This window comes from Rothia aerolata (assembly GCF_014635585.1).
In the GTDB taxonomy this organism is placed as follows: Bacteria; Actinomycetota; Actinomycetes; order Actinomycetales; family Micrococcaceae; genus Rothia; species Rothia aerolata.
This window is the reverse complement of record NZ_BMDC01000001.1, coordinates 644,878-670,629: the sequence shown is the minus strand read 5'-3', so window position 1 is coordinate 670,629 and position 25,752 is coordinate 644,878. Positions and strand designations below refer to the sequence as shown.

Here is a 25,752-nt window from a genome sequence, read left to right as displayed (position 1 = left end):
ATGAGGCTAGCAAGATAAAAACGAGGAGATCCCTAACTATGAGCACCGATTCCACCCGAATTGTGCGAGCCGACGGCCGCGAGGTCAACGAGCTGCGCCCCATCACCATTACCCGCGGCTGGTCTAAAAATGCTGAGGGCTCAGCTTTGATTGAGTTCGGTAATACCCGGGTGCTGTGCACCGCCTCCTTCACCGAGGGCGTGCCCCGCTGGCTCAAAGGCGAGGGTAAGGGCTGGGTAACTGCCGAGTACGCTATGCTGCCTCGCGCCACCAACACCCGCTCCTCCCGCGAGTCGGTCAAGGGCAAAATCGGTGGCCGCACCCACGAGATTTCCCGCCTGATCGGCCGCTCGCTCCGCGCCGTCATCGATACCAAGGAACTGGGCGAGAACACCATTGTGCTCGACTGCGACGTGCTACAGGCAGACGGCGGAACCCGCACCGCCGCCATTACCGGTGCCTTTGTGGCGCTGGCAGAGGCCATCAACTGGGCCAAGTCCGAGAAGATTTTGCCCGCCCGTTCCAAGCCGCTGACCGGCTCTGTCTCGGCGGTGTCGGTGGGAATTATCGACGGCGTGCCCATGCTGGATCTGCCCTATGTTGAGGACGTACGCGCTGAGACCGACATGAACGTTGTGGTCACCGGCGACGGCAAGTTTGTTGAGGTTCAGGGCACCGCCGAGGGCGCTCCTTTTGACCGCGACGAGCTCAACAGCCTGCTCGACCTCGCTCTGGTGGGCACCGAACAGCTGGCGCAGATTCAGCGCGAGACCCTGGGGGAGTAGACATGGCTAAGGTGGTTCTTGCCTCCCACAACCAGGGAAAGCTCCGCGAGCTCCGCGAGATTTTGCGCGACCAGATTCCCGGTCTCGACGTCGATCACGATGTGGTGGACGCCGCGGCGGTGGGTGCTCCCGATGTGGTGGAGGACGGCGTGACCTTCGCCGAAAACTCGCTGAAGAAGGCCCACACGGTAGCGGCTGCTAGCGGGCTGATTGCTGTGGCTGACGACTCAGGCCTAGCGGTGGATGTGCTGGGAGGCGCCCCCGGCATCTTCTCGGCCCGGTGGGCAGGCAAGCACGGGGACGACGCCGCCAACCTCAACCTGCTTCTGGCCCAGCTCGCCGATATTGCAGACCAGCACCGGGGCGCAAAATTCTGCTGTGCGGCCTCAATGGCCACCCCCGATGGCGCCGAGGCCGTTGAGTTTGGCGAGCTCCCCGGAACCCTGGTGCGGGAGCCCCGCGGCGAGAAAGGTTTTGGTTATGACCCGATTCTCGCTCCCACAGAACTCACCGGCGAGTATGCTGGTAAGACATGCGCTGAGATTCCAGCCGAAGTAAAGAACTCCATGAGCCACAGGGCTCGGGCGTTCATCGCTCTCATCCCTCACTTGCGAGCGGCTTTGGCCTAACCTAAGTAGGTAGGACGACGATGTCACCGAATAGAGCTCATCTGGAACAGGCTAAATACCTGCCCGTGGTGAGAACCGTGATGACCCAGGCGGGCCTCAACGTGGCCGAAGACCGCTGGGATATTCGAACCAGCGGCTCGGCCCACATCGTGATAAACATGGGCAACCAGCTCAGTATTCGTGTGGCAAAAACACCCGAGGTGGGGGCAAGCGTGGCCCGGCGTACGGAGATTCTGCGGATTCTTCCCACCATGCCCTTTGAGATACCGCGCCCCATCACCCGAACCATCACCCGCAACGGCTACACGGCAGTGGGGGTCACCTGGATCAAGGGTGAACCCCGCAAGCCGGGGCCGGTGAATCCCAAGCAGATGGTTTCCCTGCTGAAAGCGATCCACGCGGTAGACCCGGAGCCCCTGTTGCCCTACCTAGACCACCCCCACCAGCACTGGGGTGGCACCAACTGGGCGCAGACCCTCAGGGAAAAGGTCAAGCCCCTGCTGCTGCGCTCCAACCGCAAAGTTGCCGATGCAATAGTCGATGCGGTACTGGAACTGGAGCCCCAGCCCACCACCTTTATTCACAATGATCTGGCGGGGCACAACATCCTCTGGAACGGCGAGCGCCTGACCGGCGTGATTGACTGGGACCACGCCACGATCTCAGACCCCGCTTTTGACTATGCCGCCCTGGGCAACTGGTACGGTTGGGACTCTCTGAAGAAAGCCCTCAGTGCTGAGCAGATCCACCGCGCGCAAATCTTCTCCAACCTGCTGGCGCTACAGGCGGTGGCCTACGGTATCAAGAACGGCAAGGGCGGGGCGATTGTGCGCCTGGCGGTGGAGCGGGCAGACAACTGGCTGATGGATCACAGGTCGGATTTCTTCAGCATCTAGATTCCCAGCTGCCTCAGCCAGTTCTCTTCCACATGTGCGATGACCGGCAGCAGGTCAATCTTTTCTACCAGCTCAGCCGGTAGCACCTTGCTCCCGCCGACGGCACCCACGAGCGCCCCGGTGATGGCGGCAATGCTGTCTGAGTCCCCGTCAACCGCGCTCGCCGCCGCCAGGGCGGGGAGTGCCGACTCCGCGCCGTCCTGCTCCCAGGCAAGCGCCACCGCAACCGCCTGCCCCAGCACCGCAGGCGCCAGCCAGCCGTTCTCGCCGAAGTGTTCCTTCAGGCTCGCCTGGTCGAGGGGAAAGCCCTTCAGCTTCGAGGACGCCGCCCGCGCCGCTTTCAACGCGGCCAGGGTGCGCCCGGTGGGCTCGGGCAGCGAGGGCACCGGGAGGGTGTCCAGCCAGGCAATCACGGAGTCCACCGCAGAAGCCAGGGGAGCCTGACCACCGCGGGCGCTCAGGCAGGCCCGCATCAGCAGGGCTGCCGCGCAGGCAGAAATGATTGCTTCGGGGTGGCCGTGGGTCAGCGCAGCAGAGCGACTCGCCAGACCCACCACAGTGGCAACATCCTCAACGGGCAGAAAACCCACAACCAGCGAGCGCACCAGGGCGCCGGTGCCCAGGGCCTCGGGGTTGATGTTCTTCTCCATCATCTGCATCTCACCGCTGGCTAAGGCCCGCAGGGTTGCTTTGCCGGGGCCGCAGCGGTGCTTCAGTTCCGTGAATGAGTCAATCTCGCGGTCCAGCGAGTAGGGGGCGTTCTCCGGCTGGGGATTGCCCGTGGTGCGGTACCAGCGCAGCAGGGCTAGCCACATGCAGGCCAGCTCATCAGCGGCGCTTCCGGCATTGTTCCACTCGAGCACCTCGTTGAGAGCGTCGAGCAGGTAGAGGGAAAGCTGGGTATCGTCTGAGGCAATCACCCCCGAGGCCAGAACTTTCCGAGCAAAATCTTCCTGGTCAAAGGGGTAAGCCTCGGTGATTTCTCGCTGGGAAAGCAGTTCGAGAGGGTAGCCCAGGGCATCTCCCAGGGCTAGGCCGCGCAGGGCAGCGCGGATTGAATCGGGGTAGCGGGGGCTTGCCGCATCGGGAGGCAGAATAGCGGATGAACTCATGGTCTCCATTCTAAATTGGTAGATTAGACTCATGCGTATCTTGCACACCTCCGACTGGCATTTGGGTAGGTCTTTTCACGGGCTTTCGCTGCACGATATCACCGAGGATTTGCTGGCAGAACTGATCGAGACGGTCAAAGAAGAAGAGATTGATGTTCTGCTGGTCAGCGGCGATGTCTATGACCAGGCGCAGCCGCGTACCGAGACGGTCTCCCTACTCTCGAAGACCCTCGAAGAGCTGGGAGAGCTGGGCGTAAGAGTGGTGCTCTCCAGCGGTAACCATGATTCGGCGATTCGCTTAGGTTTTGCCGCCCAGCTGCTGGCACGCTCGGGGGTGTACCTGGCAACCAGTCCGCAGAATTTCACCGAGCCGGTTCTGCTGGAGAAGGACGGCGTGCGGGTTTCAGTCTACGCCCTGCCCTACCTGGAACCCCGCGCCCGCGCGGCGGAGTTTGGGGTGGCTGCCAGCCACGCGGCGGTGCTGGGCTACGCCACCGAGCAGGTGCGGGCTGACCTGCACAAGCGGACTGTGGATGCTTCAATCGTCATGGCCCACTGCTTCGTTTCCGGTGCTGCGAACTCTGACTCCGAACGCGATATTAACGTCGGCGGCATTGAGACAGTGGGGGCAGAGGTTTTTGAGGGCTTTGACTATGCCGCCCTGGGCCACCTGCACGGGCGGCAGAAAGTCACCGAGACCGTTCGCTACTCGGGCTCCCTGCTGGCCTATTCTTTCTCCGAGGAAAACCACCGCAAGGGCGGTTGGATTCTTGAGGTCGATTCTTCGGGCGTGCGGTCAGTGACCGAACATAGCTGGAAGACCGGGCTCCACCTGAAAACCCTGCGGGGTAAGCTCAGTGACCTGGTGACCGAGCCCGCCTATGAGCGCTTTCGAGATTCTATCTGCCGTATCTATCTCACCGACCCCGTGCGCCCCCTGGGCGCCCTCGAAAAGTTACGCGAACGCTTTTCAACGGTGGCTGAGCTGTACTTTGAGCCCGAGCGAAGCGAGCGGGCTGAGAACAAAAACTATAGCGAGAGACTTAAAGAGGCAAAAAGCCCCCTTGAGGTCAGCCGGGACTTCTATGAGCACGTGCGCGGTGCGGCTCTGACCGAAAAGGAATCTGACTTTATCGAGGGTGTTGTTGACCGGGCACGGGCAGACGAGGTGAGCGCATGAGAATCCACCGGCTGAAACTTCAGGCATACGGGCCCTTTCCCGGCACCGTTGACCTAGATTTTGAGGAGCTCAACCGGACGGGAATCTTTCTGCTCAACGGCCCCACCGGCTCGGGTAAATCCTCTATTCTTGACGCTATCTGCTTTGCCCTCTACGGCGTGACCTCTCTGGGGCGGCCCGACCTCAAAAGCCACTTTGCTCCGGCAGAGAGAGCACCCAGGGTGGAGCTGGACTGCACGGTGGGCCAGACCCGCCTGCACATCGAGCGCAGCCCCAAGTGGGAGCGGCCCAAAAAGCGCGGTAGCGGAACCATTACCGAGCAGGCGAGCGTGCTGGTGCAGCGCCAGTCCCGAGATAACCCCGGGGTCTGGGAAGATAAGGCAACCCGCAATGACGAGGCCGGTACCTACATCACCTCGCTTCTGGGGCTGACCCGCGAGCAGTTCACCCAGGTGATGCTGCTGCCCCAGGGCCAGTTCGCCCGTTTTCTCAACGCCCGCTCCACCGAGCGCGAGGATCTGCTCAAGAAGCTTTTTCCCACCCAGACCTTCGAGCGGATTCAGGAGATTTTGCAGGAGAAGGCCCGCGAGGCGGCCGCGCGCGCAGAGCAGGCCGAGGCGCGCCTGCTCCGCCTTGAGGACGCCGCCCGGGCGGCCGCCGCCCGCGTGGAGGCAGACCTGCCGGTTGAGCAGGGCGAAGAGGCCGCTGACGGCGAGCCCGCCTTTGACGTTTGGATTACCTCTGCCCGGCAGCAGGTGGGGGAGGCTCAGCAGCTACAGCAGAAGAAGCGCTCGCAGACCCTAGCCGCCCTCGAGAAGGCCCGCGCCGCCTATCAGCAACTACAGAATCTGGTGAAGTCCTGGCAGACCTATGAGTCTCTCACCCGCCAGTTGGCCGAACTCGAAGAGAAAAAACCCGAGAACACTGCCAGGGCAAAAATTCTGGCGGAGGCTCGAGCAGCTGCGCCGGTGATTCCCGCCCAGCGCGGTCTCAAGCGGGCTCTGGCAGACCTAGAGACCGTTCAAGATGCCCTGGCTAAGCAGCGGAAGCGGTTAACCGAGCAGGTTGTACATCACCCCCTGGCAGAAAGTGAGAGCCTAGAAAGCCAGGTGCTTGAGACCCTCAGCCGCCTGACCGCCAGCGGAGACGCTACCGATTCAGACAGCCGGGAGGCAGCGCTAGACCAGCTGAGTTCCGCCCAGCAGAAGCTGCGGGAGCTGATCAGCCAGACCGGTCAACTAGAGACCGAGAAAAAGGCCTTGCAAGAGCTGGATCGAGAGCTGGACAAGCTGGGGTCCGCCCAAAAAGCCTCGGCTAGCGCCCTGGCAGATCTGAGCGAGCAGGCAGAGCAACTGAAAGACCAGCGGAGCCAGCTTCAGCAGGAGCTTTCACCCCTGGAACTTCACCAGCAGGAGCTCACCGCCGCCCAGCAGAAGCTTGACCACAGTCGCCAACTGCACCGGGTAGAAGAAGAACTTGCCCGGGCCTCCCGCCGGGCTAGCGAAACGGAGAAGACAAGGCTAGAAGCTACCCATCATAGCGAGGCCCTTCAGCGTACCCGCTATGCTCAGGCAGCCCTCTTTCTGGCCTCAGAACTTGAGCCCGCTGCCCCCTGCCCGGTCTGCGGTTCGATCGAGCATCCCGCCCCCGCGCAGGGGGAAACCGGCCAGGAACTGGTGGAGGCCCAGCAGGTGGATGACGCCCTGGCGGCCCGCGACCGTGCCGAAACTGCCGCCCGCCAGGCACAGGAAAAGGTGACCTCCTTAGCTGCCCAGGCAGAGGCCCTAAGAGCCCAGGGAGCCCAGGACGTAGAAGTAGCCCAGGCTCAGCTGGAGACAGCCCGCACAAACCTGGCAGCTGCGGAGCAGAGCCACCGCAGACTCGCCGAGCTTCAAGCCCGGTCTGAAAAAATCGCCGAACAGATCAGCCAGCAGACCCAGCAGGACCAGCGGTTAGAGGTTCAGCAGGCCACCCTGGGCGACCGGCGCCGCGAGGCCGGCCTGCGCGTGGAGAAGCTGGAGGACGCCGTCCTACCGCACCTACGGCCGGAAGCAGACTTCTCCCGGCGGGAAAAGCTTCTGCGCGCTGCCGCTGAAACCCTGCAGGCCGTGCAGCAGAGCGAGCGCGACCTCACCCACGCCGTCCGGGCACAGGAGCGCTCCCAGCAGGAGTTAGACCGGGCGCTTGAAGAATCGGGCATTGAATCCCTAGAGCAAGCGCAGGAAAACTTTCGCTCCCGCGAAGACATCGCCTGGCTAGAAGAGACTATCCATGCCTTTGAAACGGCCCTGACCAAAACCCAGACCCAGCTGGAAGAAGACGCTCTGCTAGACATCAGAGACCGGCAGGAAGCGGGGGAGAAGCCTCCCACAGACGAGGCCCTGGCCACCGCCCGGCAGGCCCTGAACGCTCAGGAAGAAGCCCGCGATGCCCTCACCGCCTCGCTCACCCGCCTGGCCGGGGCAGCAGAAGAACTCTCCGAGATCTCTGCTACCTACACCCGCCACTCAGCCAGGTTCGCCGGTGAAGTAGAAGAGTATCGAATGCGCAAGGCGCTGGCAGACCAGGCCGCCGGAAACTCCGGAGACAACACCCTGGCCATGTCACTGACCACCTACGTACTCGCCGCCCAGCTCGAAGAAGTCACCCGGGCAGCCACCGGCCACCTGGAAACCATGACCCACGGCCGCTATCAGCTGCGCTACACCGACGAAAAACAGAACCGCGGCAAGTCGGGGCTGGGTATCGCCGTCCACGACACCTGGCACGCTACCAACCGGCTCCCGGCCACCCTCTCGGGCGGAGAAACCTTCATGGCATCGCTGGCCCTGGCCCTCGGCCTAGCCGACGTGGTGCAGGCCCGCAACGGCGGAATAGAAATTGATACCCTATTCGTTGACGAAGGTTTCGGCTCCCTCGACGACTCCACCCTCGAAGAAGTCATGTCAACCCTCGACGCGCTGAGAGAACGCGGCAGAGTCATCGGTCTGATCTCCCACGTCAGCGAACTCAAAAACCGCATACCCCACCACGTTCAAATCCGCACCTCGCCCGAAGGATCCTTCCTTGACCCAGCACCGCACCGAGCAGACTAAACCAGCTCGAAAGAACGAACGCCGGAGCAACCCCTGGCTCACCCGGCGTCGCTACGCGCTACGCTACGGGCGCTCGCGGCTCAACTACCTGATTTCGATGGTGGGTATCGAGTTCTTTCTTTACTCCTTCCTCATGCGCTTACCCAACTGGATGATTTCGCTGGCCACCCTGGTAATCATGACCACCCGAACCGGTGAAGTCTCCCTGGGAACCTATGGGGCGGGAATTATCGCCCTGGCCTCGGCCATGAGCCACCGCACCTACCGGCGGCTCTCGCTCATCTTTTCCAAGAGAGTGGTTATCTTCATCTCCGCCACCCTCAATATTCCGGCGGTCGCTTTTCTGCTGGTGCAAATGCTCAGTTTCGGCCCCAACCGGGTGGGCGGAGACATCATGACCTTCCTGATAGCGGCAGCCCTGGCGGGCGTGACCACCTCGCCCCTGGGCGCCGTCATGAGGTCCTCCTGGGGCCAGCGCTACCTGGAGAACCACGACCGTCGTATGCTCAACGCCGCCACCGCCTTTGAATCCTTGCTCGACCTCGTGGCTCTGCCCCTGGCGGCCTTTCTGGTGGGAATCATCGCAATCTTCGGTGACCTCAACGCCCCCCTCTACGCGGTGATTATCATAGACCTGCTGGGCATTCTCTACGTGCTTTTCCGCCACAACACTATTCAGCCGGTGGGCACCCTTATTCGAGATCTCTATATCGCCCAGTCCCACAACCACGGAACCCACCGACTTGCCTGGATTCCTATGCTGGGTATCGCCTGCCTGGGTGTCTGCCTGGGCTCCACCCAGACCATGCTGGCGCTGCGGTCTATTTCCCAAGACAGCGTGCTCAACGTGGGCTTCTACCTGGCGGCGATGGGTAGCGCCGGTACCGTCACCTGTATCATGATGAACCTGTCGCGGGCCCGGGTGAGCACCTGGCAGGGGTGGCTGGTGCTGGGTGTTCTGCTCACGCTCTCCTCCCTGCTTCTCTCGGTGCCCGGCGATAGCTTCTGGCTGCTGGTGACCCTGGCCATCTACGGTGCGGTGATCGGTGGCGGGCTCATGGCCATTGAGTCCATCATTACCATGCTTACCGCCCACACCAATATCGACCTGGCCCAGTCCACCGCCCAGGCAACCTACATCGCCGGCCTTGCCCTGGGCTATGTGTGGGGCGGGGTCTTCGGTAGCCGCTTCGGCTTTCAGTCAGCCCTGCTGGTTCCGGTGATTGCCTCGGCGGCCTACTTCATCTTCGCCCACCTCTTTGGCTACCGCTGGAGGATCCTTTACGAGGAACGCCTCAAGCCCCTGCCTGAGGAATTGACCCTTAAAGGCTAGCGCCCGGGGCAGACGCCAAAGCTGAACGCCTACCCCGGGCACTAACACCTAGATGTGACTAGTAGCCCCGCTTAATCCAGTTTTCTAGTTCCGGTGCTTCCAAGCCAATACCGGTGGTCTCACCGTGGCCGGTGAGCACCGCCGTTGACTCGGGTAAGGTCAGCAGCTTTTCCCGAATGGACTCAATGATGGTGGGGAAGTCGCTAAAAGACCGGCCGGTTGCTCCCGGGCCACCGTTGAAGAGGGTATCGCCCGAGAACACTACGCCGTCTGAATTATCCCAGGAAAGCTCCGGGGCGTAGAAGCAGACAGAACCGGGGGAGTGGCCGGGGGTCTCAAGCACCCGCAGCTCGGTGTCGCCAATCCTGATGCTTTCACCCTCGGCGAGTTCCTCATCAAAGCTGTAGCTGGGGTAGACCATCTCCCACAGCTGCCTATCTGCCGGGTTGAGGTAGAGGGGCGCGCCGAACCGCTCGGCGGCCTCCTTGGCAGAGCCAATGTGGTCATCGTGGGCGTGGGTGAGCAGAATCTTCTCCACGGTGCGACCGGCAACCTTGGCGGAAATCTTGTCAACGTCGTGGGCCGGGTCAATAATCACCACCGAGGTATCATTGCCGATAATCCACACGTTGTTATCGACCTCCCAGGTACCGCCGTCCAGGGAAAAAGTTCCCGAGGTAACTACCCGATCGATTCGTTCAGTCATCGTGCCTCCTTAGAGCTCTACGACAGAGCGCAGAACCTTGCCGGTCTTCATGGTTTCAAAGGCCTCATTGACGTCTTCGAGCTTAATGCGCTCGGTCACAAAGGCGTCCAGGGGTAGGCGGCCCAGCTTGTACTGGTCTACAAACATGGGGAAGTCGCGGGAGGGCAGGGTGTCGCCGTACCAGGCAGACTTGATGGAGCCGCCGCGGCCAAAGACCTCGTCGAGGGGGATATCCCAGGAGGTGCCGGGGGCGGGTACGCCAACGAGGACGACGCGGCCTGCCAGATCGCGGGCGTAGAAGGCCTGCTGGAAGGTGTCTTTGATGCCCACGGCGTCAATCACCAGGTCTGCACCGAAGCCGCCGGTCAGCTCGCGGATTGCCTCGATGGGGTCTTGATCCTTGGAGTTGACGGTGTGGGTTGCGCCCAGTTCCTTGGCGCGGGAGAGCTTATCGTTGTCGATGTCCACAGCGATGATGGTGGTTGCCCCGCCCAGCTTGGCACCGGCGATGGCAGCAACGCCCACGCCGCCGCAACCGATCACAGCCACGGACTCGCCGCGCTTGAGCTCGCCGGTGTTGAGCACAGCACCCAGACCGGCGGTGACTCCGCAGCCCAGCAGACCCACGGCGGCGTACTGGTCTTCGCTCAGCTCGGCCTCAATCTTGGTGCACTGGCCGGCGGCAACCAGGGTCTTTTCGGCAAAGGAGCCAATGCCCAGGGCGGCTTCCAGCTCGGTGCCGTCTTCCAGGGTCATCTTCTGGCTGGCGTTGTGGGTGTTGAAGCAGTACTTGAGGTCGCCCCTCTTACATGCGCGGCATTCACCGCAAACCGCGCGCCAGTTGAGAATCACCAGGTCGCCGGGGGCAACGTTGGTGACGTCCTCGCCAACAGCCTCAACCATGCCGGTAGATTCGTGGCCCAGCAGGTAGGGGAAGTTATCGCCAACTCCACCCTCAATATAGTGGTGGTCGGTCTGGCAGACACCGCAGGTGAGAACCTTCACCAGGGCTTCGCCCTTGCCGGGGTCGGGAACGTTGATGGTGGTAACAACTGCCGGCTCATTCTTAGCCATGGCAACGAGTGCTTTAACCTGCTGAGTCATCTTCTCATGTCTTTCTGTGTTTGGTTTCCCCGAGTAATTCAGGGGCTGTTGTCTAGGCTACCGCTTTGGCCGGGGTCAAAGAAACTAACCCTGCTGATGTTGCTGAATCCAGGCGATTGTTTCGCGTTTGAAGACCCCACTGGTGAGCGCATTGACGTGGTCTCGGTTGGTCAGTTCCAGCCAGCGGTACTCTAGCCCGTGGGCTTTCAAGGCCCGCAGCAGCCAGCCCGGATCACCGGCAATCGTATCGGCCGTGCCGCTGACTACCAGGGTGGGTGCCTGGGGCAGGTGCTGGTCGGGGTCGAACTCGAAGCCCACCGGGTGCGAGACGAACCGCGCCAGCGCCTCTCGGGTGAGAACCGACTGGTCAATGATGGGGGCAAAGGCGGGGTTCAGATCCCCTGCCGCTTTATCGGGGGAGGACGACGCCGGGTTGAGGTAGGCGTTGAGCTGCACTAGGTCGCTGTGCTGGGGCAGCCCTCCCACCGTCAGCGAGCGAACTAAGCCGCCGTCTTCGGTGGCGACCTCGTAGGCAATCCGTGCCCCGGCGGAGAAGCCCACCAGGTGCACCGGGGTATCCAGCTCTTCAATGTAGCCGGCGATAGCCGCCGCAATCGAACTGAAAAATTCGCGACCGACCACCTCCACGCCGTCCTCAACATCGCCCTGCCTCAGCGAATCCGGGGCTGAATCCTTCAGGTAGTCAACCCCGTGATATGGCAGATCAACCAGAAGCACCGGAATACCCGCCGCCAGAAGTCGCTTGGTCCAGCCGGTCATCTGCCACTGCTGAAGCCCCGTGGTTGCAAAACCGTGCAGGAGCATCGCCGGTGCTGACTGCGGCTGGGGCGGATCAAAACTGCGGAAACATAGCCGGTCAAAAGAAGTCATATATACAAAGATAGCGGGTAGAAACCCATCAGGTTTCTACCCGCTATCCTCAGAGTCAAATGACCGCTTGGTTACTTAGCTGCCTTGGACGAGGTATTCTCTTTCTCATCTGCCATGGCCGAAAAGTCCACGCCGTTGTTCTTCAGGCGCAGGTCGCGGCCCTCGTCTACCAGCTTCTCCTTCTTCTCCAGCACCTTCTGGGTCTGAGCATCGGAACGGGGAGGTAGCTGAATGTCTTCCTCAGCCTTAATACCCGCCTGCAGCTCGCGGGAGCGTTCCAGCTCGGCATCAATCTCTGCGCCGAAGAGCAGAACATTGTTCATAATCCAGAGGAAGAGCAGACCCACGATCGCACCACCGATAGCGCCGTAGGTGGCGTTGTAGTTGCCGAAGTTAGCCACGTAGAAGCTGAAGCCCATACCGGCAATACCCATGGTAATCAGGGCAATCAGGGCACCGGGGGAAATCCAGCGCAGCTTGGGCTGCTTGATATTGGGGGTGCCGTAGTAGAGCAGGGCGATGAGAATAACCGCCAGCACCAGAATCACGGGGTAGCGCAGCCAGGCCCAGACAGCGGCAAAGCCAGAGAGGTCAAGGCCGGGAACAAGACCGGAGATAAAGTTGATCACTCCCTCAGACATCACCAACACGGCCATCATCAGAACAACCACCAGCACCAGCACCGCGGTGACCAGCAGCATCAGGGGGCGCAGAACCCAGATGGGACGACCCTCTGCCACATTGTAGATGCGGTTCAGGGCGCGGCCAAAGGCACCAACATAACCGGAGGCGGTCCACAGCGAACCGAGAAGACCGGTTACCAGAGCCAAACCGGCTGCCGAAGAGCTGGTGAGCTGGGTAATGGGCTCTTCAATCAGAGACATCACATCGGCGGGCGCGAAGCCTGCCAGCAGATCAAGAATTGCCTGGGCAGTTTGCTCACCCTGGCCGAAAACACCCAGCAGAGAAACAATCGCCAGCAGGCCGGGGAAGATGGAGAGCACAGCAAAATAGGTCAGCGCTGCCGCCAGGTCCATGCAGCCGTCTGAGAGGAACTCAGAAATTGCGCGTTTGAAGGCGTATTTCCAATTGGGCTTGTTAACCTGGGTAACCTTGCTGGGCTTCTGCGACTCGTCGAGCTCTTTTTCGCGCTGAGCTCGCTCGATCGTCTGCTCTTCGAGAGATGACATAGGAATCTCCTGGTGGGTGACTGCGAACGATTTTGAATACTAAGCTAGCTTACCCCAGGAGACTTCTTTATTGGGCGGGCACCGCCGCTTCACAAGCAAGTTTGCTGAGCAAATGTGAGCGGCAAAAAGGGGCGGAACCTGCTGGTAGGCGCCGCCCCTTTAGACCATATCAGGGCCTAGTTGATACCCAGAACCTGTGCGGTGTGGGAGGTAATCTCATCGGCCAACTCGGGGTTGTCGTTGAGCTTCACGCCGAAGGCGGGAACCAGTTCCTTGATCCGGGATTCCCAGCCCGCAAAACGGTCGGGGAAGCAACGCTGAACCAGGTTGAGCATAATCGGAACGGCGGTGGAAGCACCGGGAGAAGCACCCAGCAGAGCCGCAATCGAGCCGTCTGCCGAGGAAACCAGCTCGGTGCCGAACTGGAGCACGCCACCCTTCTTGGGGTCTTCCTTCATCACCTGCACGCGCTGGCCAGCGGTAATCATCTCCCACTCGTCGGCGCGGGCTTCGGGGTAGTAGGTGCGCAGCAAATCCAGCTGCTGTTCGCGGCTCTTGAAGAGCTCGCCAACCAGGTACTTGGTCAAATCCAGGTTGGCCAGGCCAGCCCGCGCCATGGGGTAGATGTTGTTGAAGCGCAGGGACTTGGGCAAATCAAGCAGCGAGCCCTGCTTGAGGAAGTTGGTCTTGAAGCCGGCGTAGGGGCCAAAGAGCAGGGAACGCTTGCCGCCCACGTAGCGGGTATCCAGGTGGGGAACCGACATGGGGGGAGCACCCACCGAAGCCTGGCCGTAAATCTTCGCGTTGTGCTGGGCTGCGGTTGCCTCGTTGGTGTTGCGCAGGAAGAGACCCGAGACGGGGAAGCCGCCGAAACCCTTGCCCTCCTTAATACCGGACTTCTGCAGCAGGTGCAGAGCGCCGCCACCGGCACCCAAGAAGACGAACTTAGCCCGAATCACGCCGTCCTCAAAAGAGTTCAGGCGGTTCTTGACCTTGACAGTCCAGGTCTTATCGGTTTCCTGGGTAACATCGGTGACCTGCTGACCGTAGCGAACCTCAACACCCTTGGACTGCAGGTAGCTCACCATCTGCTGGGTAAGGTTGCCGAAGTCAACGTCGGTACCCTCGGGGGAGTAGTTAGCGGCAATCGGCTGGTTGCCCTGGCGGCCGTTGATAGCAAGCGGTGCCCACTGCGCAATCTGATTGGGATCGGTGGTGAACTCCATGCGCTCAAAGAGCTTCTCGCGGCGGAAGGCCTCATAGCGGTTGGTCAGGTACTTGCTGTGGTCTTCACCAAAGACCAAAGACATATGCGGCACCGGGTTGATAAAGCTGTTGTTGGCCAGCTTGCCCTCGGAGACCAGGCTTGCCCAGAACTGGCGAGAAATCTGGAACTGCTCGTTAATACCCAGAGCCTTAGCGGTAGACACCGTGCCGTCGGGGCCAGCGGGAGCGTAGTTGAGTTCGCACAGGGCAGAGTGGCCGGTACCGGCGTTGTTCCAGGGGTTTGAGGATTCCTGGGCGACTTTGTCCAGGCGTTCCAGCAGAGTGATGTTCCAGGTGGGTTCGAGCTCTTTCAACAAAACGCCCAGGGTGGCGCTCATGATACCGCCACCAACCAGCACGACGTCGGTAGATTCCGTCTTTGCCACGGTTACTCTCCAATTAGGGTAGGAAATTCTGGCCGCACTCCATTGGCGGCCACTGATGTGCGCGATAGCACGCTTAAATTTAGACTAACCCTTTCTGAACGTCTGACCTAATACTGGAAAGTTAGCAACGAAAAATTAAGTTATTTATTGAGCTGGAAAGTAACCGCCGGGCTGTTAGCGTAGCTCTACCTCGCTAAAGTTGCTGATTCCCGTGGCAGAGAGTGGAAAGTAGCCGGTGTTCTTGCCCAGCACCACCGAGGAGACAGGGTAGGCAAGCGGCACTGCCGGCATGAGCTGGGCTACCTGAAGGTTAATCTTTTGGTAGGCCTCGCGGCGCTCATCGATGGAGGTCAGCTGGTCTGCCTCACGGATTTTATCGAGAATCTGCTGGTAGGTGACGGTGGGTTCAGCCTGAGACGATGACGGCGCCGAGGGGCTGGGTTGCACTTCTTCTGGGTCGGCGTCTGCCTCCACCGGTTCGTCCTGGGCAGCAACAATGGCATCGGAAAGCGATGAGATGACCTCTGAGGTAGTTGCCAGCACCCGCGAGTAAAAGGCGTTAGGGTCTCTATAGGAGCCCACAAATCCGTTGAGGGCAAGCCCCCTCTTGGCATCGGGGGAGGTGATTTTATCGAGGTAGCCCTCGTTCCACTCGATAGGTTTGGGCACAATGTTGAAGCCTACCTTCACCAGGTCGGCTGCTATGGCCGCGTAGATTGCTTCTGGCTGGGGCAGGGCCGCCAGAGAAACATCGGTGGGGTAGTAGAATTCCACCGGCTCATTCTTGTAGCCGGCGGCCTTGAGTAGTTCTTTGGCCTGGTCGGTTTTCTGCGAGTAGAAGGTGGAGGTCTGATCTTCCTTCATCATAAAGAGGGAGGGGAGAAAATCATTGGCCACCTGGGAGCCCTGGGGGTAGAGGTTACGAACGATCGCCCCGCGGCTCAGAGCGAAGGCAACCGCCTGTCGCATGCGCACGTCCTTAAAAATCTCGTTCTCCCCGTTAATACTGATGAAGCTGATCGCGTAGGGGTCGCGCGGCTGAATGAGGTTGCCCGCCTTGGCCAGGTCTACATAGTGGTTGAGCCCCACCAGGTCGTAGACATCGGTTTGGTCATTCATCAGTCTGAAGTAGCGCTTGGTTTCGTTGGGCTCGGCGTAGAAGGTGATCTTGGTGATGCGGGGTAGCTCGGCCCAGTACTGCTCATGGCGCTCTAATTCGGCGTGGGTCTGATCCCAGCTTTTGAGTACGTAGGCGCCGGTGCCCACCGGCGAGTCGATGAAGTGGCCCTCGCTATCGAGGGAGTTGGGGGCTGCGATTCCGTAGGCGGGCTGAGTGAGGGCTCGAATGAAGGACGACGAGGGGCGGGAGAGCGTAAAGACTACAGTGTTGCCCTCTGCGGTGCAGTCGGTGACCAGGGGAGTCTTTCCGTCTTCGGAACCCAGGCCGCTAAAAAGCTGAAGGTAGGCAACGTGAGCATTAGAGGTATCGTCTGCCGCCGCTTTCTTCCAGCGCTCAACGTTGGTGACCACCGCTGCGGCGTCAAAGGGCGAACCGTTCTGGAACTCAATACCCTCGCGCAGAGTAAAGGTGACTTTCTTCTTGTCATCACTGAGCGACCAGTCCGTTGCCAGTCCGGCCTGGGGTTCGCCGGTATTAATGTCTGCAATCACCAGCGGTTCGAGAATCTGGGCCGAGATACGGGCTGTCTCAATGGTGCCGCTCAGGGCCACGTCAAGGGACGAAACCTTGGCTGCATTGGTAAAGCGGAACTCAACGACCTGCTGCTCCGCTTCTTCCGTCTCAGCGGAGGATGAGCAGGCACTCAGCGCCAGTCCGGCAGAGAGCACAGCTGATAAAGACAGAACCTCACGGCGAGACAGTTTATTCGTGCCCACAAAAGCCCCTCTACCCAACAACCTGCGAAGTTTAGCGATAAACCGGTATGAGATATAAAGAAAGCCCAGAGAACCTGGGCTTTCGTCAAAGTGCGCAAGGAGGGACTTGAACCCTCACGCCATAAGGCACAGGAACCTAAATCCTGCGTGTCTGCCAATTTCACCACTCGCGCGGGAATCCTCGAGAATCGACGCTATCTCTCACTCGGGAACGCTAGCGATACTACCTCAAAAGCGAAAGAGACACAAATGGGAGTGGCGTAGTGGCTTGGGGCCATTACCTGGGGTCGATACCCAAATCCTTGCGGAGCTTTGCCACGTGACCCTTGGCTCGCACGTTGTACTGGGCCAGGGCAACCTTGCCCTCTTCATCTACCACCACGGTGGAGCGAATCAAACCCACGTAGGTTTTACCGTAGTTCTTCTTCTCGCCCCAGGCGCCGTAGGCCTCGGCTACCGCGTGGTCTTCGTCTGAGAGTAGGGGGAAGTTGAGCTCCTGCTTCTCGGTGAACTTCTCGAGTGCCGAAACGGGGTCGGGGGAGATGCCCACTACCTGGTAGCCGTGGGAACTCAGTGACTCAATGTTGTCGCGGAAATCGCAGGCCTGGGTGGTGCACCCCGGAGTAGAAGCCTTGGGGTAGAAATAGACCACCACCTTCTTACTCGCAAAGTCGCTGAGCGAGACTTGCTGCCCCGCGGCGTCCTGCAAAGAAAAATCCGGAGCGGAATCTCCCACGCTGAGTCGATCTGCCATACCTCACCATTCCTCATCGTTGGGCCCGGCGCCCGTTAAAAACGCTCACAAAACAACACCGAGCAAAAAATTTGTAAACCTACTTGTCAGAGTAACTGTGACCTATGCCGAAGAAAACCCTGCTTACTTACCATTCTAACTATTTCGTGGCTATACTAAGAGGCATGCCTGAAATTGGTAATTGGTCAATTAACCGCCTGCTCTCTACAGCAGCGCGAATGCTGGAACACAGCTGGAATAATCAACTTAAAGAGCTCGGTCTCACCCATGCCGGTGTGACCGCCCTTGGCGTTATCGCCCGTGAGGGAACTATTTCCCAGGTGCGGGTGGCTTCAATCGTCGGCGTGCAGGCCCAGACGATGGGTAAAACCCTGGCCCGCCTTGAAGCTCACGGTCACGTTTTTAGAACCCGGAATACCGTGGATCGCCGCAGCTATCTGCTCGGTGTTACCCCGCGGGGTAAAGAGGTGCTGGCCCAGGCAGAGCAGATTGATCGCAATCTTGCCTCTACCGGTGAGCTGGCTAAACCCGAATTCCGAGAGATGCTCATTCATATTGTGCGGGAGCTTTCTGAGCAAGAGGGTAATGATGCCGTTTTGCGTGGCTCCCATGAAGAGCATCGGGCAGGGCTCGGCTTTGCCCAGCCTGCCGATGGCTCTGCGCAAGCTGCTCAGGGTGCCCCCATTAAGACGGAGAGCTCTGGGCCTATCACCGCAGTCATGGGAACTCTGACTCCCGAGATGATCGAGGAAGCCCGCGTGAATTCTCAAAAAGAACAGTAAATTGTGGGCTTGGCAACAGAGCTCGGTTTCAAGTTGCCAAGCCCAAGATAATCTCGTAAAGTAGTAACTCGTTGCGAGGGCAACTCAAAAGCCTAGTAAGCGCCTCTAGCTCAATTGGCAGAGCAATTGACTCTTAATCAATGGGTTCAGGGTTCAAGTCCCTGGGGGCGCACAGTTGTGAGGACAACTCAAACACCTACCAAGCGCCTCTAGCTCAATTGGCAGAGCAATTGACTCTTAATCAATGGGTTCAGGGTTCAAGTCCCTGGGGGCGCACCATTCTAAATCCCGCTGGCTAAAAGGCTGGCGGGATTTTTGTTTGGCTTTTGACGGGCAGTTTTGTACAGGTTTCTCTTGGGTATACAGAGATATCTCTGTATGTCAGAGATAAACCTGTACGAAACCTGGTTATGGGACAAATCTGTGGTGAAACTGGGCAACTGCCCGGGTTACCATGATTGCCGAGTGGCCAATTTTTGACCTTTTTTCTCCGATTTTCGGTATAAAAGTGGCCTCTTGGGAAAACTTGGTGGTGGTAAGGTGCAAGTTTCTTCTTGCAGGGCTACCTAGGGTACAAGCGGGGTTCCCGAGTACAAGTATTGTCTTGTACCTGGGGACTTCACTTGTACCCTAGGGAGTGTGCTTGTACCTGTGGCACTTCAGCGGGAATCTAGGTGTACCGAGAGTTTGTTTCAGCGCAAAATTCAGGAATGCCCCCCCCGTGTCTCCTCTGTGGTAGGTGCTGAAACCTCGGGTTGTACAGGGTTGTCTCTTCTGTACAGCGGTACCTCTGTACGTTGGTGGTAACCCTGTACAAAACCGGGGTTAAAGAGCTTCTTCTAGCCAGCTATCGACCAGGAACTGCAAGAAATCCTCCACGTCGTGCTCCTGATCCAGCTCTCCCGTGCCGAGTTCGGTCTCAACCTGAATCTGATTTTTAAGGGTCAGAATAAAAGATGAGCCATTGGTGGACTCAATGCCAAAAGTCTCGCTGTTGAGAGCGTAGGCGCGAAGGGCATTGGTGTTATCGATGGAGGTGGGCTGACCGGCAGCAAGCACCTGGGGTAAAGCGAGGGGAGCAACCACCAGCTCGCGGGGACTCTCCCGGTAACCCAGCAGAAAATACTGCTGCCCCTCCTGCTGGGTTTCTGCAATATCGGGGTTGCGGTAGATGGAGGAACCGGTTGCAAACACCAGATTGTAGGCACCGTAGTTCATAATCTGCTGATCAAAAACAGGGTGCAAGATCTCTGTAATATCGGTGTTTGACAAGCGGTGCTGAGTCATAGCTAACAGTCTAAGTTCTGAGAGCGATAGTTTCTAACTATTAAGACAGGCTGAATATCTGGCGATACCTTGCTCAACAAACGGTCATAAACCGCAATGTATTTCTAGAGGTTCGGTGCTAACCGTACTGTAAAAGTACGTTGATGGCTAGGAAGACTGTTTTGTATTGTGAGACGCTTTTGACACTCTCTCGTGCAGAAGGTCACTATAAAGGTATGCAAACGCAGTCTACTTCACAGCAGATTATTAGCCTTCTAGTGGTTCTGATTTAGAACCGTCTAGCCAAGGCAAATTCCGCGTGTGCAGTAACATCAACCCTTCGCTAGAGACACTGCGAGGGGTTTTTTCATAGCCGCACCACCAAAGAATCGGCAAGGTTGGAACCGCCACCGCAGTTCTCCAGCATCGACTGACGACAGAAGATTCATTCAAGAGGAAAACGAGATGACAACTGGACCATCGATAACTCCCGCGGCAGTTGCGCAGAAAATCGGTACCCAGGCCTCAGCAGGAAATTCTGCTGCTAAGACCTCTCAACCCGAGCGCATGACAGGCTCTCAGGCCATTGTGCGTTCGCTGGAAATGCTGGGGGTGACCGACGTCTTCGGTTTGCCCGGCGGCGCTATCCTCCCCACCTATGATCCCCTCTTTGATTCTGAGCAGATTAACCACATTCTGGTTCGCCACGAGCAGGGTGCGGGTCACGCCGCCCAGGGGTACGCTCTCTCCACCGGCAAGGTGGGCGTGTGCATTGCGACCTCGGGCCCCGGTGCCACCAATCTGCTGACCCCTCTGGCAGATGCCAATATGGACTCTGTGCCCGTGGTGGCGATTACCGGTCAGGTTTCTTCTAAGGTGCTGGGCACCGATGCCTTTCAGGAGGCTGACATTGTGGGTATGACCATGCCCATCACCAAGCACTCCTTCATGGTTCGAGACGCTCAGGAAATTCCCCGCTGTATTGCCACCGCCTTCCGCCTGGCAAGCACCGGCCGTCCCGGCCCTGTGCTGGTGGACATCACCAAGGACGCGCAGCAGGGCATGATGGACTTCTCCTGGCCGCCCACCACCGAAGTGCGCGGTTACTCGGTGGTTACCCGCGGCCATTCCAAGCAGATTCGTGAGGCTACCAAGCTGATTTCGGAAGCTCAGCGCCCGGTACTCTACGTGGGTGGTGGCATGATTCGGGCCGAAGCCACCGAGGAGCTCAAGGCGCTGGTCGAGGCCACCGGAGCACCCGTCGTCACCACTCTGACCGCCCGCGGCGCCTTCCCCGATTCCGACCCCCACAACCTGGGCATGCCCGGTATGCACGGTACCGTTCCCGCCGTCACCGCCATGCAGAAGTCAGACCTGCTGGTGGCCCTGGGCAGCCGTTTTGACGACCGCGTGACCGGCGTGGTGTCCTCCTTTGCCCCCGAGGCCAAGGTGGTTCACGTTGATATTGACCCGGCCGAAATCTCTAAGATTCGCTATGCCGATGTTCCCATCGTGGGCGACCTCAAGTACGTTTTGCCCGAGCTGACCCAGATTCTCACCGAGGAGTTTGAGCACAAGCCTGACCTCGGCCCCTGGTGGAACACCCTCAACAACCTCAAGAAGAACTTCCCGCTGGGCTACACCTCTACCGAGGATGGGTTGGGTCAGCCCCAGTATGTTCTCGAGCGTATCTCGGAGCTGACCGGCCCCGACGCTTTCTACGTGGCGGGCGTGGGCCAGCACCAGATGTGGTCTGCGCAGTTCATCAAGCACGAACGCCCCCGCCACTGGATCAATTCGGCGGGCCTGGGCACCATGGGCTACTCGGTTCCCGCCGCGATGGGCGTGCAAGTGGCCAACCCAGATTCGGTGGTGTGGGCGATTGACGGCGACGGTTGCTTCCAGATGACCAACCAGGAGCTTGCGACCTGCGTCCAGAACAATATTCCGATTAAGGTTGCTGTGATCAATAACTCCTCCCTGGGCATGGTGCGCCAGTGGCAGAACCTCTTCTACGACGGCCGCTACTCCAACACCCACCTGAACACCGGCCACGGCACCGCCCGCATTCCCGACTTTGTGAAGCTGGCTGAGGCCTACGGCTGCGCGGCTCTGCGGTGCGAGAGCGATGACGACGTCGACGCCACGATTCAGCGGGCGCTAGAGATTAACGACCGCCCCGTCGTCATTGACTTCACCGTGAGCCCCGACGCTCTGGTGTGGCCCATGGTTCCCGCCGGTGTTTCCAACGACATGATTCAGATTGCTAAGAATATGACCCCCGACTTTGGAAATGAGGAGTAGACCATGAGCCGCCATACACTCTCCGTTCTGGTTGAAGATAAGCCAGGCGTGCTCGCTCGAGTCTCCGGTCTCTTTGCCCGCCGCATGTTCAACATTGATTCTCTGGCGGTTGGCTCCACCGAAGTCCCCGGAATTTCCCGCATTACCGTGGTGGTGGATGCGGATGGAATCCTGCTGGAGCAGGTGACCAAACAGCTCAACAAGCTGGTACACGTTTTGAAGATTGTAGAGCTGGCGCCGGAGACCTCGGTGCAGCGCGATCACATGATGATTAAGGTCAAGGCCGATGCCCAGGCCCGGTTGCAGGTAACCCAGGCAGCTGACCTTTTCCGAGCTTCAATCGTTGATGTCTCTACCGAGTCAGTGGTGATTGAAGCTACCGGTTCCGCCGAGAAGCTTGAAGCGCTACTCGATGTGCTGGAGCCTTTCGGTATTCGCGAGATTGTGCGGGCGGGAACGCTCGGCCTCTCCCGCGGCCCGCGATCCATGAGCGAAAAAGCTCTACGACACTAAAACTTATACCCGGCTGTGACCGTCCCGACGGTTAGGCTGAGTATGGAAGACCACATATAAAAAGAGAAGACTCCCTCCACGGGAGCTTCCCTGACTGATCTACCAAGGAGATCTCACCTAAAATGGCAAAGATTTACTACAATGACGACGCCGACCTGTCAGTTCTGTCAGACTCAACCGTTGCAATCATCGGCTACGGTTCTCAGGGTCACGCTCACGCACTGAACCTGCGTGATTCGGGTGTGGACGTTGTTGTTGGTCTCTCCGAAGGCTCCAAGTCCCGCGCCAAGGCAGAAGCTCAGGGCCTGCGCGTTGCCACTGTTGCTGAGGCAGCTGCTGAGGCAGACATCATCATGATTCTGACTCCCGACCAGGTTCAGGCTGAGATCTACAAGAACGACATCGAGCCCAACCTTTCCGAGGGTAACTCCCTCTTCTTCGCCCACGGCTTCAACATCCGTTTCGGCTACATCCAGGCACCCACCGGCGTGGACGTCGCTATGGTTGCTCCCAAGGGCCCCGGCCACACCGTGCGCCGCGAGTTTGAGGCGGGCCGTGCGGTTCCCGCTCTGGTGGCGGTAGAGGTTGATGCCTCCGGTAAGGCACTGGACAAGGCACTGGCCTACGCTAAGGGTCTGGGTGCTACCCGGGCCGGTGTCATCGAAACCACCTTCACCGAAGAAACCGAATCCGACCTCTTCGGCGAGCAGGCAGTTCTCTGCGGCGGAACCTCCCAGCTGGTTCAGTATGGCTTCGAGGTGCTGACCGAGGCTGGCTACCAGCCCGAGATTGCCTACTTTGAGGTGTTGCACGAGCTCAAGCTCATTGTTGACCTGATGATTGAGGGCGGCATCGCCAAGCAGCGCTGGTCTATCTCTGACACCGCTGAGTACGGCGACTACGTCTCCGGCCCCCGCGTGATTTCCCCCGAGGTCAAGGAGAACATGAAGGCTGTTCTGGCTGATATTCAGGACGGCACCTTTGCAAAGCGCTTCATGGAAGACCAGGCAGCTGGCGCTCCCGAGTTCAAGAAGCTGCGCGAGAAGGGTGAATCCCACCCCATCGAGGCAACCGGCCGCGAGCTGCGCAAGCTCTTCGCCTGGAACAAGGCTGACGACGACTACACCGAGGGTACTGCAGCCCGCTAAGGTAGGTCGCTAAGTTCACCTAGCTTGAATTTCGGGGCGCTGGCTCACATGCCAGCGCCCCGATTTTCTTTAAAACGAGGGGTTATAGGACAAATCTGTGTCCCACCCCGGGCGTGCCACCCGCGATAGTGGCATGAAAGCGTGGCTTCTAGCATGTTGGATATTCCTCGAGAATAGGTAAGCGCACCGAGTCGCCGTTTCGGTTACATATCGCCGGTAACGAAACGGCGATATGCAACTGAAGCGGCGACTCAATGAAACAGGGGTAACTGCACGGGCTGCCATGATCGCCGAGTGGCCATTTTTATACCGTTTTTCGCAGTTTTTCGGTATAAAAGTGGCCTCTCGGGAAAGCTCGGTGGTGGTAAGGTACAGGTTTCTTCTTGTCAGGCTGACGTCGGTACACCTGTCTTCCCTGGGTACACATCTAGATGTGTACCCAGGGAAGACAGGTGTACTTTTGGCCTTTCAGCCGGGTTTTGCTTGTACTTCTGGCACCTCGGCGGGAATCTATGTGTACCGGGAGCTTGTTTCCGCAGGTAATCCAGGTATGCCCCATATCGCAGGTGCTGGAATTTTAGACGATAGAAGGTTGAGGCTAAGTTGTGGGTTTGGTTTCCTTGTGGTTGTTGGGGACACGCTTTTCTGCCTATACCCCTAAAAGAGACTCGCCCCTGTAATAGTCAAGAAAACTATCTCAGCATTCAAAGCGCAAGTAGAAACTTCTCTCACCCCATCTATAAGATTGGGGATAGGGCACACCGGCCGTAAGGGTGAACCGGTGTCTGCTTCATGGAGAAAAACGGTAGCCCCGTATTCAATGGGTGCGAGCCCGCTAAGCCGCCTGAACGGGTGAACGGCTTGGCGTTCTCAGCTCGCACAATCAAACATCATGGTAAGGAAAACCAGCGTGACTGAAAAACCCGTAGTACTGATCGCAGAAGAGCTCTCACCCGCAACGATTGAGGCGCTCGGCCCGGATTTCGAGATCAGGACGACCAACGGAGCAGACCGTTCTCAGCTTCTTCCGGCAATTGCAGATGTCGATGCCATTCTGGTGCGCTCGGCAACCCAGGTAGATGAAGAAGCTATCGCGGCGGCGAAAAAGCTGAAGGTGATTGCCCGTGCCGGTGTGGGACTGGACAACGTTGATATTAAGGCAGCGACCGCCGCTGGCGTGATGGTGGTCAATGCGCCGACCTCCAACGTGATTTCTGCGGCTGAACTGACCGTGGGCCACATTTTGGGTCTGGCCCGAAACATTGCCCCGGCCGATGCCTCCATGAAGGCGGGGGAGTGGAAACGCTCTAAGTACTCCGGTGTGGAGCTCTACGAAAAGACCGTCGGTATTATCGGTCTGGGCCGAATCGGTGGCCTGGTGGCAGAGCGTCTCAAGGCCTTTGGCACCGAGCTGATCGCCTACGACCCCTTCGTGACTTCTGCCCGCGCGTCGTCTCTGGGCGTTGAACTCGTAGAGCTGGACGAACTGATCGAGCGCGCCGACTTTATCACCATTCACATGCCCCGCACCCCCGAAACCATGGGCATGCTCAACGCTGATTCTTTCAAGAAGATGAAGAAGACCGCCTTTGTGGTCAACGTGGCCCGCGGTGGTCTGATCGATGAAGCAGATCTCAACGATGCCCTGCGCGCGGGCGAGATTGCCGGTGCCGCGGTAGACGTTTTCGTCAAGGAACCCGCCAAGAACGTGCCCTTCGTTGAACTGCCCAACGTGGTGACCACCCCCCACCTGGGTGCATCCACCGCCGAGGCCCAGGAGAAGGCGGGTATCTCCGTGGCGAAATCCGTGCGCCTGGCGCTTGAGGGCGATTTGGTTCCCGACGCCGTCAATATCGCCGGCGGCGCTATCGATAACGCGGTGCGCCCCGGCGTGCCCCTCGCCGAGAACCTCGGTCGAATTCTCACCGCCCTGGGTACCGGCGAAGCCTTCACCCGGGTGGAGGTTAAGATTGCCGGTGAGATTGCTAGCAAGGACGTCACTTCGCTGAAGCTCTCGGCGCTCAAGGGAGTCTTTACCGACGTGGTCTCTGAGAAGGTCTCCTACGTCAATGCCCCCATGATTGCCGAACAGCGCGGGGTAACCGTAGATTTGGTCACCACCGAGGAATCCGAATACTTCCGCAACGAGACCATTCTGACAGCCGCCCTGGCATCGGGTGGCACCCTGCAGGTGGCAGGTACCGTCACCGGCCCCAAGCTCACCCAGAAGCTCACCCGCGTTAACGGCTACGACCTGGAAACCCCCATTACCGACCACCTGCTGGTGCTTGAATACGAGGATCGCCCCGGCATGATTGCGGCGATGGGTACCCTGCTGGGCTCATCGTCTATCAACATTGCCGGTATGCAGGTCTCCCGCGAAGAGAAGTCCAACCGGGCGGTTTCGGTGCTGGCCCTGGATTCTGCTCCCACCCCCGAGGTGGTGGAGTCCATCAAGAAGATCGTCTCGGCCCACCGCGGTGCGATTGTAGATCTTTCTAACTAGGTTCTCTAAG

The 25,752-nt window shown here is 59.2% G+C and carries 20 protein-coding genes and 3 tRNA genes; 13 read left to right on the top strand and 10 right to left on the bottom strand.

Features of this window, described 5'->3' with window-relative positions; all coding sequences use genetic code 11:
- The first annotated feature begins 38 nt into the window (after nt 1–38).
- Genes rph through IEV00_RS02960 form a run of 3 tightly spaced genes read left to right on the top strand, consistent with a single transcriptional unit; the run spans nt 39 to nt 2,310 of the window.
- Entirely contained in the window at nt 39–785 is a 747-nt protein-coding gene (gene rph, locus IEV00_RS02970) for a ribonuclease PH (protein WP_308936396.1), read from the top strand.
- Nucleotides 786–787: 2 nt separating this feature from the next.
- Nucleotides 788–1,414, top strand: coding sequence for a non-canonical purine NTP pyrophosphatase (locus IEV00_RS02965; RefSeq protein WP_188358820.1), 627 nt, complete (start codon nt 788–790; stop codon nt 1,412–1,414).
- A gap of 20 nt (nt 1,415–1,434) precedes the next feature.
- Nucleotides 1,435–2,310, top strand: coding sequence for a phosphotransferase family protein (locus tag IEV00_RS02960; protein WP_188358819.1), 876 nt, complete (start codon nt 1,435–1,437; stop codon nt 2,308–2,310).
- On the opposite strand, the gene IEV00_RS02955 is transcribed toward IEV00_RS02960, so the two are convergent.
- Nucleotides 2,307–3,422, bottom strand: a complete 1,116-nt coding sequence (locus IEV00_RS02955; RefSeq protein WP_188358818.1) for an ADP-ribosylglycohydrolase family protein — start codon at nt 3,420–3,422, stop codon at nt 2,307–2,309. The two genes, IEV00_RS02960 and IEV00_RS02955, sit on opposite strands and share 4 nt — an antisense overlap.
- 31 nt (nt 3,423–3,453) lie before the next feature.
- On the opposite strand from IEV00_RS02955, the gene IEV00_RS02950 reads away from it, so the two are divergent.
- Genes IEV00_RS02950 through IEV00_RS02940 form a run of 3 tightly spaced genes read left to right on the top strand, consistent with a single transcriptional unit; the run spans nt 3,454 to nt 9,030 of the window.
- Nucleotides 3,454–4,602: an exonuclease SbcCD subunit D gene (locus IEV00_RS02950; RefSeq protein ID WP_188358817.1), complete on the top strand. Its 1,149-nt coding sequence runs from the start codon at nt 3,454–3,456 to the stop codon at nt 4,600–4,602.
- The gene (locus IEV00_RS02945) at nt 4,599–7,697 is read left to right on the top strand and encodes an AAA family ATPase (protein WP_188358816.1); all 3,099 of its coding nucleotides are present in this window, start codon (nt 4,599–4,601) and stop codon (nt 7,695–7,697) included. The genes IEV00_RS02950 and IEV00_RS02945 overlap by 4 nt, the downstream gene beginning before the upstream one ends.
- Nucleotides 7,669–9,030: an MFS transporter gene (locus IEV00_RS02940; protein ID WP_188358815.1), complete on the top strand. Its 1,362-nt coding sequence runs from the start codon at nt 7,669–7,671 to the stop codon at nt 9,028–9,030. The genes IEV00_RS02945 and IEV00_RS02940 overlap by 29 nt, the downstream gene beginning before the upstream one ends.
- A 58-nt stretch (nt 9,031–9,088) precedes the next feature.
- Here IEV00_RS02940 and IEV00_RS02935 read toward each other — a convergent pair whose 3' ends face one another.
- From IEV00_RS02935 to bcp, 8 genes are all read right to left on the bottom strand, one after another.
- Nucleotides 9,089–9,736: an MBL fold metallo-hydrolase gene (locus tag IEV00_RS02935; RefSeq protein WP_188358814.1), complete on the bottom strand. Its 648-nt coding sequence runs from the start codon at nt 9,734–9,736 to the stop codon at nt 9,089–9,091.
- A gap of 9 nt (nt 9,737–9,745) precedes the next feature.
- A complete protein-coding gene (locus IEV00_RS02930; RefSeq protein ID WP_188358813.1) occupies nt 9,746–10,840 on the bottom strand; it encodes an S-(hydroxymethyl)mycothiol dehydrogenase in 1,095 nt (364 codons plus the stop codon).
- Nucleotides 10,841–10,924: 84 nt separating this feature from the next.
- Nucleotides 10,925–11,731, bottom strand: coding sequence for an alpha/beta hydrolase (locus tag IEV00_RS02925; RefSeq protein WP_188358812.1), 807 nt, complete (start codon nt 11,729–11,731; stop codon nt 10,925–10,927).
- Nucleotides 11,732–11,802: 71 nt separating this feature from the next.
- The gene (locus IEV00_RS02920; RefSeq protein WP_188358811.1) at nt 11,803–12,921 is read right to left on the bottom strand and encodes a YihY/virulence factor BrkB family protein; all 1,119 of its coding nucleotides are present in this window, start codon (nt 12,919–12,921) and stop codon (nt 11,803–11,805) included.
- Between the two features lie 176 nt (nt 12,922–13,097).
- Nucleotides 13,098–14,573 (bottom strand): malate:quinone oxidoreductase, encoded by a 1,476-nt coding sequence (locus IEV00_RS02915; protein ID WP_188358810.1) that lies wholly within the window; start codon nt 14,571–14,573, stop codon nt 13,098–13,100.
- Nucleotides 14,574–14,747: 174 nt separating this feature from the next.
- Nucleotides 14,748–16,469 (bottom strand): ABC transporter substrate-binding protein, encoded by a 1,722-nt coding sequence (locus tag IEV00_RS02910; RefSeq protein ID WP_188358809.1) that lies wholly within the window; start codon nt 16,467–16,469, stop codon nt 14,748–14,750.
- A 91-nt stretch (nt 16,470–16,560) separates the two neighbouring features.
- Nucleotides 16,561–16,642, bottom strand: a tRNA-Leu gene (locus IEV00_RS02905).
- A gap of 104 nt (nt 16,643–16,746) precedes the next feature.
- Nucleotides 16,747–17,223 (bottom strand): thioredoxin-dependent thiol peroxidase, encoded by a 477-nt coding sequence (gene bcp, locus IEV00_RS02900; protein ID WP_188358808.1) that lies wholly within the window; start codon nt 17,221–17,223, stop codon nt 16,747–16,749.
- Between the two features lie 164 nt (nt 17,224–17,387).
- Here bcp and IEV00_RS02895 point away from each other — a divergent pair, with 164 nt between their 5' ends.
- The 3 genes from IEV00_RS02895 (at nt 17,388) to IEV00_RS02885 (ending at nt 18,284) form a co-directional block, all read left to right on the top strand.
- Nucleotides 17,388–18,005, top strand: a complete 618-nt coding sequence (locus IEV00_RS02895; protein ID WP_188358807.1) for a MarR family winged helix-turn-helix transcriptional regulator — start codon at nt 17,388–17,390, stop codon at nt 18,003–18,005.
- A gap of 99 nt (nt 18,006–18,104) precedes the next feature.
- A tRNA-Lys gene (locus tag IEV00_RS02890) sits at nt 18,105–18,177 on the top strand.
- A gap of 31 nt (nt 18,178–18,208) precedes the next feature.
- Nucleotides 18,209–18,284: transfer RNA gene (locus tag IEV00_RS02885), tRNA-Lys, on the top strand.
- 546 nt (nt 18,285–18,830) lie between these two features.
- On the opposite strand, the gene IEV00_RS02880 is transcribed toward IEV00_RS02885, so the two are convergent.
- Nucleotides 18,831–19,292, bottom strand: a complete 462-nt coding sequence (locus IEV00_RS02880; RefSeq protein ID WP_188358806.1) for a hypothetical protein — start codon at nt 19,290–19,292, stop codon at nt 18,831–18,833.
- 444 nt (nt 19,293–19,736) lie between these two features.
- Here IEV00_RS02880 and IEV00_RS02875 point away from each other — a divergent pair, with 444 nt between their 5' ends.
- From IEV00_RS02875 to serA, 4 genes are all read left to right on the top strand, one after another.
- Nucleotides 19,737–21,575, top strand: coding sequence for an acetolactate synthase large subunit (locus tag IEV00_RS02875; RefSeq protein ID WP_188358805.1), 1,839 nt, complete (start codon nt 19,737–19,739; stop codon nt 21,573–21,575).
- Between the two features lie 3 nt (nt 21,576–21,578).
- Nucleotides 21,579–22,088: an acetolactate synthase small subunit gene (gene ilvN / locus IEV00_RS02870; RefSeq protein WP_188358804.1), complete on the top strand. Its 510-nt coding sequence runs from the start codon at nt 21,579–21,581 to the stop codon at nt 22,086–22,088.
- 122 nt (nt 22,089–22,210) lie between these two features.
- A complete protein-coding gene (gene ilvC / locus IEV00_RS02865) occupies nt 22,211–23,236 on the top strand; it encodes a ketol-acid reductoisomerase (RefSeq protein WP_188358803.1) in 1,026 nt (341 codons plus the stop codon).
- Nucleotides 23,237–24,128: 892 nt separating this feature from the next.
- On the top strand, nt 24,129–25,742 hold the full coding sequence (gene serA, locus IEV00_RS02860) for a phosphoglycerate dehydrogenase (RefSeq protein WP_188358802.1): 1,614 nt from the start codon (nt 24,129–24,131) through the stop codon (nt 25,740–25,742).
- Nucleotides 25,743–25,752: the final 10 nt, after the last annotated feature.